Annotated in this window: 12 protein-coding genes and 1 other RNA gene; 3 read left to right on the forward strand and 10 right to left on the reverse strand. The window is 70.1% G+C overall.

What is annotated here, in order from left to right; genetic code table 11:
- Positions 1–208: 208 nt before the first annotated feature.
- The 4 genes from ABZ719_RS25335 to ABZ719_RS25350 all read right to left on the reverse strand — a co-directional run bounded on the left by ABZ719_RS25335 (position 209) and on the right by ABZ719_RS25350 (position 2,861).
- Positions 209–1,195, reverse strand: coding sequence for a hypothetical protein (locus ABZ719_RS25335; RefSeq protein ID WP_366727470.1), 987 nt, complete (start codon positions 1,193–1,195; stop codon positions 209–211).
- 222 nt (positions 1,196–1,417) lie between these two features.
- Positions 1,418–1,672 carry a DUF397 domain-containing protein gene (locus tag ABZ719_RS25340; protein ID WP_366727471.1) on the reverse strand — a complete coding sequence of 85 codons (255 nt, stop codon included), beginning with the start codon at positions 1,670–1,672 and terminating at the stop codon, positions 1,418–1,420.
- Positions 1,657–2,481, reverse strand: a complete 825-nt coding sequence (locus ABZ719_RS25345) for a helix-turn-helix transcriptional regulator (RefSeq protein ID WP_366727472.1) — start codon at positions 2,479–2,481, stop codon at positions 1,657–1,659. The genes ABZ719_RS25340 and ABZ719_RS25345 overlap by 16 nt, the downstream gene beginning before the upstream one ends.
- 140 nt (positions 2,482–2,621) lie before the next feature.
- Positions 2,622–2,861: an antitoxin gene (locus ABZ719_RS25350; protein WP_366727473.1), complete on the reverse strand. Its 240-nt coding sequence runs from the start codon at positions 2,859–2,861 to the stop codon at positions 2,622–2,624.
- A gap of 194 nt (positions 2,862–3,055) precedes the next feature.
- Here ABZ719_RS25350 and ABZ719_RS25355 point away from each other — a divergent pair, with 194 nt between their 5' ends.
- Positions 3,056–3,520, forward strand: a complete 465-nt coding sequence (locus ABZ719_RS25355) for an ATP-binding protein (RefSeq protein WP_366727474.1) — start codon at positions 3,056–3,058, stop codon at positions 3,518–3,520.
- Between the two features lie 51 nt (positions 3,521–3,571).
- Positions 3,572–3,928 carry a DUF6247 family protein gene (locus ABZ719_RS25360; protein ID WP_366727475.1) on the forward strand — a complete coding sequence of 119 codons (357 nt, stop codon included), beginning with the start codon at positions 3,572–3,574 and terminating at the stop codon, positions 3,926–3,928.
- A gap of 330 nt (positions 3,929–4,258) precedes the next feature.
- Here ABZ719_RS25360 and ssrA read toward each other — a convergent pair.
- The 5 genes from ssrA to ftsE all read right to left on the reverse strand — a co-directional run bounded on the left by ssrA (position 4,259) and on the right by ftsE (position 8,338).
- Positions 4,259–4,658, reverse strand: a transfer-messenger RNA (tmRNA) gene (ssrA, locus tag ABZ719_RS25365).
- Between the two features lie 159 nt (positions 4,659–4,817).
- A complete protein-coding gene (smpB, locus tag ABZ719_RS25370) occupies positions 4,818–5,297 on the reverse strand; it encodes an SsrA-binding protein SmpB (RefSeq protein WP_366727476.1) in 480 nt (159 codons plus the stop codon).
- Between the two features lie 105 nt (positions 5,298–5,402).
- A complete protein-coding gene (locus ABZ719_RS25375) occupies positions 5,403–6,629 on the reverse strand; it encodes a S41 family peptidase (protein WP_366727477.1) in 1,227 nt (408 codons plus the stop codon).
- 68 nt (positions 6,630–6,697) lie between these two features.
- Positions 6,698–7,615 (reverse strand): permease-like cell division protein FtsX, encoded by a 918-nt coding sequence (ftsX, locus tag ABZ719_RS25380; RefSeq protein ID WP_037862573.1) that lies wholly within the window; start codon positions 7,613–7,615, stop codon positions 6,698–6,700.
- 33 nt (positions 7,616–7,648) lie between these two features.
- A complete protein-coding gene (gene ftsE / locus ABZ719_RS25385; RefSeq protein WP_037862576.1) occupies positions 7,649–8,338 on the reverse strand; it encodes a cell division ATP-binding protein FtsE in 690 nt (229 codons plus the stop codon).
- Between the two features lie 247 nt (positions 8,339–8,585).
- Between ftsE and ABZ719_RS25390 the strand changes: the two genes are divergently transcribed.
- Positions 8,586–8,780 (forward strand): hypothetical protein, encoded by a 195-nt coding sequence (locus ABZ719_RS25390; RefSeq protein WP_037862579.1) that lies wholly within the window; start codon positions 8,586–8,588, stop codon positions 8,778–8,780.
- 101 nt (positions 8,781–8,881) lie between these two features.
- Here ABZ719_RS25390 and ABZ719_RS25395 read toward each other — a convergent pair.
- Positions 8,882–9,577, reverse strand: a 696-nt coding sequence (locus ABZ719_RS25395) for a hypothetical protein (protein ID WP_366727478.1), incomplete at its 5' end; no start/stop codon positions are given.

The raw sequence follows: 9,577 nt of genomic DNA on the forward strand, positions 1-9,577 counted from the left end.
GGAACGGCTGAGCGGGTGGCTGAACTGAGGGCCGAGACACGCCACTCGACCGCAGAACCTTGCGAAAGGCGCTGCAAGTTTCTGCGGGGAGATTACTCAGGCGGGACGGGGGCGTAAAGGGTTCGCACAGGGACTCGCCCACTGCCCGCTGTACGGCCGGGGCCGTCAGGCCGGCCACCAGGGCCGCCACCAGGCCCGTCCCCGCGCGTCAGGTGAGCAAGTTCTTTCCGCAGGTTTCAGGTTCCTTGCGGCGGATGGCCGCGCGAGCATCGGCGGCGCGGGCCCGTACGGCGTGCGGTGGCAGGAGGCCCGGGGCGGGGGCCGCTGCGCGGACCGGGGCCCGCGACACCGAGGGCGCGGTCCCGCTCCCGTCCCGGCAGGCCCGGCAGAGGCCTCCCCGCAGGGCTTCCGGGCGGCCGGGGACGCGGCAGTCCGTGCACTCCATGAGGGCGGGAGGCGCGGCGGGTGCCTGCGGGCCGGTCGGGGCGGGCGGCAGCTTGTCCACGAGCCGGCGCCGTACGAACGCCCCGGGCGCGTGGACGTGGTCGGGCAGGCCGGTGACCAGGACGCGCGTGAGGTGATCCGGGCTCACTCCGCGCCTCAGCCATTCGGCCGCCTGCTCCTCCAGTGCCGCGCAGTCGGCGGCGGAGAGGGCGAGGCGGGGGTCGTGCAGGCCGAGACGGGCGAGGGTGTCGCGGGCGGTCGAGGGTCGGTCATCGGTGGTGGTTGCGGACGGCGGCTCAGCCGGAGTGCGGGCCCCGCTCTCGGGCGCGGAGGCGGACGCGCCCGGCACGTCACCCTCCACGAGCCGCGCCCACCACTCGTCATCCCGTGCGGTACGGGACCAGTACGTCAGGAACACCCAGCGCGTGCCGGTCGCCGCGCCGTCGGCCGGGGCGACCCGCCGCCGTACGCGCCGCAAGTGCCCCGCCGCGCTCAGCTCGTTGAGCGCCGAGCGCACCGCCTGCTGGCCGTAGAGCGGTTGCGCCTTGGCGAGGGTCTTCGCGTCCATCGCCGCGTTCTCGTCGAGCCGGTCGATCAGGCTCGCGAGGTACGCCGCGCGGGCGTGCAGCCGGTCGAAGTCGCCCGCGCGGGGCGGCCCCTGGTCCGGGGCGGACCGCTTGCCGTAACCAGGCTTGGCCAGGGGATGCGCTGCGCGTGCGGGCAGGGCAGCGATAAGGTTTCCGTCAGCCACGGGTCGACTCGCGTTCGATCTGAGGGTGAGACCCCGGCGGGTGTTGGTAGCACCCGACCGGGGTCGTTTGTTGCTGCGAACGCTAGAGGGTCGCGACCGTGCGTCGCAACTCGCTCACGAAAAGTCAGCATGGCGGGAACGGGGAGGGCGGGAGGGTGGGTTGAGGCCTACCGCCCATTCCTTCAAGAAGCGGCTCGGGTCTCGCGGCCCGGAGCCCGGGGCTCAGGCTTCGTCGCAGGCAGCGAGCGTGAGGAAGGCCGACCAGGCATCGGCGCCCACGGAGAAACGGGGGCTTCGAGCCCCGAGCTTCGAGTCGCGGATGTGGATGGTGTGGGGGGTGGCGGCGACTTCGAGGCAGGCGCTGCTGCCCTCCGAGTCGCTGTAGCTGGATTTGCGCCACGCGTAGGCGAGTTCCAGGCATTCGCCGCCGCCGGTGCTGCTGTAGCTGGACTTGAACCACATCAGCTCGGTGGACATAGCTCCTCCGCCAACCTTCCGATGAAACGCGCCGACTCGTCAGGGCTGAGCGCCTTCCGAAGGATCATCGCATGACGCTGGGCGACCGTACTCACCTTATCGAGGTCGGCGTACAGCCTTGCGGTCGCTTGCCCTTCCTCGTAGACCAACGCTTCATGCTCGGCCGTCTCCAACAGCACGAAGGGTCCGTCGAGTTCGGGTCCTGCGCCGTCGAAGGTCAGCACCTGGATAGTTACGTTGCGCGACTCGCCCGCCTCGTTCAACCTGCGCAGTTGCCTTCCATGCGCGCCGGTTCCACCCACCTGGTTACGCAGAGCCAGCTCTCCGATGACGAAATTGAAGGCTTTGGTCCGCTGCTCAAGCAGCGATTGACGCTCCAAGCGGCCTGTGAGCCGCTCTTCGATCGTCTCGTCATCCAACGGAGGGAAGTGGGTGTTGAGGTAAGCCCTGATGGTCTCCTCGGTCTGGAGCAGTCCCGGGATCAGCAGAGGCTGATAGGAACTGAGCACAACCGCCTCGGCCTCGTACTGGACGTAGTCCTCGGCGTACGAGAGGTACCGCTCCGGTTTCAGAAACTCGTGCCCCGCCAGCAACTTCCCCCGCGCCCCGCACAACTGATCCGCGATCTGCAACAACCGCAACGTCGGCCTGCGCCGCCCGCACTCCATCGACTTGACGTACTCGTAGTCGTACCCGGCCTCCTCCGCCAAGGCCTGACGGCTGACCTGGGCCTCCTCGCGCCACAGCTTGATCTGACCGCCGCAGTACCGCCAGTTCTGCTGCGCCTGCTGGGACTCCCCCGTGGCCACGCGCCCTCACCCGCCTCCCGCCGACACAGCGCGTACGTACACGCTGTGTACCCGACTCGCCACCATGAGGCTAGCCACCGGCCACGGGGCGTTTCCGCGGTTCGGCCGGGTTACACCCGCAAGGGCGCGCGGCCGACGGCTCAGTCCGTCTTCCCGGAGTCCTTCTCCGGACCCTTCTCGTCCTTCTCCGCCAGCTTCCCGATGTAGTCCTGGGCCTTGTCGACGGCGGAGTCGATCTTGTCGTGGTGCTTGCCGCCGGTCTTGCCGTCGATGAAGTCGCCGGCCTTCTCCAGACCGGCGGAGATCTTGTCGCCGTGGGTCTCGGCGAGGTCCTCGACCTTGTCCTTGAGGTTCTTCAGGTTCTTGAGCTGTTCGAACATGTGCGTGCGTTCCTCTACAGCGGTGTAGTTGCTGAGCCCTCATGATCTCATCGCGGGCCGCCGTGCACCGCACGGTCCGTGTACAGCCGCGCCGCGTACCGCCGCGGGCACTCCCGGGACGGCGCGGCGGCCCGCAGCCTGGTGCCGCCGAACGACGGAGCCCACACGTACCCCCCGCGAGGAACCCCACGCCCATGCCGACGACGCCCTCCCCCAGCACCACGCCCCGCCGCTCGCCCGGCGCGCTGCCCCGTGACATCGAGTGGCGCATGCCGCGCCACGCCCGCAGCGTGGGGCGGGCGCGGACGTACCTGCGGGAGCAGATGGCTTCGTGGAAGGTTCCGCAGGAGGTGACGGAGACGGCCGTACTGCTGCTGAGCGAGCTGATGACGAACGCGTACCGGCACGCGCGGACGGCGCCGGGGCGCGAGATCTGGGCCCGCTGCGTGCTGGACGACACGGGCCGGCTGCGCGTCACGGTCACCGACGCGAACGAGAGCCTGCCGGTCCCCCGCGAGGCGTCATGGGAGGACGAGTCCGGCCGGGGCCTGGCCCTGGTGGCCGAACTGGCGGACGACTGGGGAGCGGAACCCCGGCCCTGCGGGATCGGCAAGACGGTCTGGTTCGAGCTGGACGCGTGTCCTCGGACCGCCTGCTGATGTCGGTGGTTGCCAGTACCGTGGGCACACAGCACACCGAAGGAGCCCGGCGTGACCACGCATCCCGAGCAGGGACACGAACTCGTCCCGCGCCCCGAACGCTCCCCCGAGGCGGTCCGGGTCGCCCTGGCCCCTGTCGCTCCGCACCGGCTGGGTGAGATGGAACAGCACAAGGAGCAGGCGCTGGCCACCGCCATCCAGGACGGCAGGATCGGCCACCTCCAGCACTGGCTCACCCACTGGCAGGTCCAGGTCGAGATCGAACGACGCCCGGACCTCCACGCGCGCCACCACGCCGCGCTCACTGCCCTCAACGAGAGCAGCGGCAAGGACGCCCCCGAGTTCCGCACCGCGATGGACGAACTGCACGCGGTCGAGGCCGAGGCCCGACAGGCGGTGTCCGCTTGAACTGGCGGTGGGAGTACGACCCCAGCGAGGTTCACGTCATCGGGGGTGCCCCGCCCTCACTCGTGGCGGAGGTCGAGAAGAAGGCCGACTAACTGGTCCGTGCCGCCGCGGCCTTCTACCTCGAGGGCACGGCATACCAGGGCACGGGCCCGAAGGGCGACGTCGCCCACGTACCCGGCGGGTTCTTCCTGTATTTGGTGGTGCCCCGGCACGAATGCCTGCACGTGCACCAGGTGACCTACCTGTAGGGGGCACCGCCCGCACGACGAAGGCCCCGCCGCTCGGAAGTGGCAGGGCCTTGTCTCACATGGGGTACCCGCGGGTGCGGGCGAGTGGAGATGGCGGGAATCGAACCCGCGTCCAACGGTGCGGAACCAGGGCTTCTCCGTGTGCAGTCCGCTTCGATTTTCTCGGCCCCGGAGATCACGCGGACAAGTCTCCGACGGGCTCAGTCACTGTTTGGTTTCCCTCTTCACCCCGTGACCGGGATCAAGGTTTAGTCCCCTAGCTGATGCCAGGATCCGGGTCGGGAACAGCCCCGGGCTGACACTCCCTTATAGGAGGCTCGCGGTCGCTACCTGAGATCAGGCAGCGAGGGCGAAGGCCTGCTGGGAGGAATCGCGCTTGGTATTGGCGATTATTTTTTTCGGCCTGTGGTTTACGAGATCATGGCCGCTTCCTCGACACGCTTCCCCTGCTTCGACAGCCGCTGTCGAAACCGATCATCCCCATGTTGATTTTTCAAACCCTCCGGAGAGGGACCCTTCCGGAGAAGGGAGCCTGCACCGGCTGTGCGGTGCGATGCCATCGTACGTGACCAACGCGGGTCCTTGCCAGCTTATTCCCGGCGTCCTGGCGTCCTGGCCTGCCCGCGTCCGCCGGGCGCCCGCTACGCCCGCTGCTTGCGCCGCACCGCCGACATCGCCCGCTCCGCCTCGCGCCGGTCCTGCTTCTCGCGCAGGGTCTGCCGCTTGTCGTACTCCTTCTTGCCCTTCGCCAGCGCGATCTCGACCTTGGCGCGGCCGTCCTTGAAGTACAGGGCGAGGGGCACGATGGTGTGGCCCGTCTCCTGGGACTTCGCCTCCAGCTTCTCGATCTCCTCGCGGTGCAGCAGCAGCTTCCGCTTGCGCCGGGCACTGTGGTTGGTCCACGTGCCCTGGCTGTACTCCGGGACGTGCACGTTGTGGAGCCACGCCTCGTGATCGTCCAGTTGCACGAAGCCGTCGACCAGCGAGGCCCGCCCCTGGCGCAGCGACTTCACCTCGGTGCCGGTGAGGACCAGACCGGCCTCGTAGGTGTCGAGGATGTGGTAGTCGTGCCGCGCCTTCTTGTTCTGCGCGATCAGCTTGCGCCCTTTTTCCTTAGCCATAGTGCCGACCATTTTGGCACCACACAGGGGGTGCGCGGAAAGTCCATTTCCCCCACGCCCCCGGTTCCCTGGGGCTCACCCGGACCGGCCGGCCGGGCCGCCGGGTCAGGACGGGTCGCCCAGTCCGGTCAGGACCGTACGGGCCCGGCCCACCGGGTCGCGCCCCGCGTCCAGGTCGGGGGTGATGCCGCGGCCGTCCACGCCGCGCCCGCCCGGGGTGCGGTAGTGGCCGACGGTCAGCTCGGCGACCGACCCGTCGGGCAGCCGCGTCGGCATCTGCACCGAGCCCTTGCCGAAGGTCCGGGAGCCGACGACGACGGCCCTGCCGCGGTCCTGGAGCGCCCCGGTGAGCATCTCGGCCGCGCTCATCGTGCCGCCGTCGACGAGCGCGACCAGCGGCCTGGACGTGTCGCCGCCGGGCTCGGCGTGCAGGGCGCGCTGCTCGCCGTCGACGTCGTAGGTGGCGACCAGGCCGCCGTCGAGGAAGGCGGAGGCGGTGGTGACCGCCTCGGTGACCAGACCGCCGGAGTTGCCGCGCAGGTCCAGGATGATCCCGGAGCCGGGCCGCGCGGTCCGTACGGCCGTACGGACCTTGTCGCCGACGCCCCGGGTGAAGGCGCTGATCCTGATGACCGTCGTCCCGTCGGCGAGCCGCCGCACGGTGACGGGGTCCGTCGACAGCCGGGCCCGCCGCAGCGTGCGCGTCCAGGTGCGCGTGCCGCGCTCGAGCCCCAGGGTGACCGAGGTGCCGGCGGCCGCGCCCTCGGCGTCACCGCGCAGCAAGGAGACGACGTCGGTGACGGGCAGCCCGTCCACCTTCTCCCCGTCCACACTGCGCAGCCGGTCACCGGCCCTGATCCCCGCGTCGGCGGCGGGCGAGCCGGTCTGCACCTTCATCACGTCGATCCGGCCGTCCCGCTCGCGCCGCGCCCACAGGCCCACGCCGGTGTACCGGCCGGCCAGGGAATCCTGGAACTGCGCGAAGTCGCCCGGGGAGTAGACGGCACCCCAGCGGTCGCCGCTGCGGCTGACGGCGTGCTCGGCGGCCTCCATCGGGGACTTGCCCGCGGCCATGGCCTCGGCGGCGGCCCGCGCCACCTGCTCGTGGCCGTCCGCGGCGGCCGGCGGCCCGGAGGCGGCGGAGGAGCCGGACGACGGCCCGTCCGCGTACCCGGGCGGCGCCGAACGGCCTGCCGCCGCAGCGGACTTGCGCTCGTGCCCCGGCAGCGAACCGGTCGCCGCCCCGGCCACGAGGACCCCCACGAACACCAACGTCAGACCTGCCCCGGAGCGGCTGCGGCGGGGCGGGCAGAACGGGTCACGGCCTGACATGGCGGTGAGTCTAGGACAACGCGACGGGGCCGCACGCGCGCTCGGCGGTGCGGCCCCGTCGTCGTGTGTCAGACCTTCAGGTACTTGCGCAGCGCGAGGAACCCGGCGAGCGCGGGGATCAGGAAACTCGCGGCGAGGATGAGCGGGAGCTTGGTGAGGACCGCGTCCCAGCCCACGAAGTTGATCAGCTGGAGCTTGGAGGACAGCGCCACTCCGTGGTCGATCACGAAGTACTGCACGGTCACCAGGAAGGAGGAGGCCAGCAGGCCGCCGATCAGCCCGGAGACGGCGGCCTCCATGATGAACGGCGCCTGGATGTAGAAGCCGGAGGCGCCCACCAGGCGCATGATCCCGGTCTCCCGGCGGCGGCTGAACGCGGAGACCCGCACGGTGTTGACGATCAGCAGCGTCGCCACGGTGAGCATCACCGCCATCACGCCCCGGGCGGCCCAGTTCAGATAGCCGAGCAGGGTGAAGAGGTTGTCCAGGATGCTCTTCTGGTCCTGCACGGACTGCACGCCGTCACGGCCGTTGAAGGCGCTGGCGATGACCTGGTACTGCTCCGGGTTCTTCAGCTTGATCCGGTACGACTCCTGCATCTGGTCCGGCGTGATCGAGGCGGCCAGCGGGGAGTGTCCGAACTGCTCCTTGTAGTGCTTGTACGCCTCGTCCTGGGACTCGTACGTGACCTTCTCCACGACCGGCATCTTCTGCAGGTCGGCGAGGATCGCCTTCTTCTGGTCCTCGGTGACCGCGCCCTTGGCGCAGTTGGCGTCGGACTCGGCGTTGCTCTTGTTGCAGAGGAAGATCGACACGTTGACTTTGTCGTACCAGTAGCCCTTCATCTTGGTCACCTGGTCGCTCAGCAGCAGCGAGCCGCCGAACAGGGCCAGGGACAGGGCCACGGAGACGATGACGGCGAACGTCATCGTCAGGTTGCGGCGGAGACCGACACCGATCTCCGACAGGACGAACTGGGCGCGCATGGCGTCTGGTCAAGCCTTTCCGTCGTGGACTTCTCAGTGCTGGTAGCCGTAGACGCCGCGCGCCTGGTCGCGGACGAGGCGGCCCTTCTCCAGCTCGATGACGCGCTTGCGCATCTGGTCCACGATGTTCTGGTCGTGGGTCGCCATCACCACGGTGGTGCCCGTCCGGTTGATCCGGTCGAGCAGCTTCATGATGCCTACGGAGGTCTGCGGGTCGAGGTTGCCGGTGGGTTCGTCGGCGATCAGCAGCTTGGGCCGGTTCACGAACGCCCGCGCGATGGCGACGCGCTGCTGCTCACCGCCGGACAACTCGCCCGGCCGGCGGTCCTCCTTGCCGCCGAGCCCGACGAGGTCCAGCACCTGCGGCACGGACTTGCGGATCTCGCCCTTCGACTTGCCGATGACCTCCTGCGCGAAGGCCACGTTCTCCGCGACCGTCTTGTTCGGCAGCAGGCGGAAGTCCTGGAACACGGTGCCCAGCTGGCGGCGCATCTGCGGCACCTTCCAGTTGGACAGCCGCGCGAGGTCCTTGCCCAGGACGTGCACCTGACCGTGGCTGCACCGCTCCTCGCGGAGGATCAGCCGCAGGAAGGTGGACTTTCCGGAGCCGGAGGACCCCACGAGGAACACGAACTCGCCCTTCTCGACTTCCAGGGAGACATCCCTGAGAGCGGGGCGGGTCTGCTTGGGGTAGACCTTGGAGACATTGTCGAATCGGATCACGGATGCACCACGGGTCGCCGGGGGTAGATGAGCGTGACCATACGCGAGTCGGGTGTGCGAGCGCAGTCACCGGTCGGGGTTGGGGACAGTTGTGCGTTTTGTCTTCTCGTCCTCGCCGTACGTCCCTCCCGGCGGGATCCCGGAGGACCCCGCGCTGAAATCCGGGGAACCTGGCATGGTGGAGAGGGGAACGTTCGCGGCGCCGCGGACGTTGTCGGGATGTAATCGGTGCGAGGAGGGCGAGCGCATGACGTACGACCGGCTGGTGTGCGCGAACTGCGCGGCGCCCGTGAGCGAGGGCCGGTGCCCCGTGTGCCGCGCGAACCGCGAGCGGCTGCAGCAGGAGAACAACTTCCTCGCCGGGCTGAACCCGATGGCGCTGGTCGCACTGCTGGCGGTGCTGATCGCCGGGGTGGCGCTGCTGGCGCACCAGACCGCGTAGCCGCGGTCCTCGAGTCGGACAGGGCGAAGGGGCCCGGAGCGGTTGTCCGCTCCGGGCCCCTCACCGTGCGTCGGTCACACCCCGTGGGGCTGTGGGCACGCTCAGGCGGCGGCGCCGCCGCGGCCCGCCATCACGCGCGGCAGCACGCGGAAGCCGATGCCGCCGGCGATCATCGTCGCGGCGCCGATCAGCAGGAACGCGGTCTGGCCCGCACCGGTCTCGGCCAGCGCCTTGCCGTTGCCCTGGGGGGCGGCGTTCGACGTGTCCGCGGTGGTGTCCGAGCCGGTGTCGGTCAGGGCCGAGGTGCCCTGCTCCTGCGGAACGGTGTTGTTGCTGCTGCCACCGTCGGGGGTGGTGCCACCGGAGGTGTCGCCACCACCGTTGCCGCCACCGTTGCCGCCGGTGCCGCCACCGTTGCCGCCGTTGTCGCCGGACCCGCCGTTGTCGCCCGAGCCGCCGTTGTCGCCCGAGCCACCGTTGTCGCCCGAGCCACCGTTGTCGCCCGAGCCGCCGTTGTCGCCGGACCCGCCGTTGTCGCCCGAGCCACCGTTGTCGCCGGACCCGCCGCTGTCGCCCGAGCCGCCGCTGTCGCCCGAGCCACCGTTGTCACCGGAGCCACCGTTGTCACCGGAGCCACCGTTGTCGCCCGAGCCACCGTTGTCACCGGACCCGCCGTTGTCACCGGAGCCACCGTTGTCGCCCGAGCCACCGTTGTCGCCCGAGCCACCGTTGTCACCGGACCCGCCGTTGTCACCGGAGCCACCGTTGTCGCCCGAGCCACCGTTGTCGCCCGAGCC

The organism is Streptomyces sp. NPDC006743, assembly GCF_040703815.1.
Classification (GTDB): domain Bacteria; phylum Actinomycetota; class Actinomycetes; order Streptomycetales; family Streptomycetaceae; genus Streptomyces.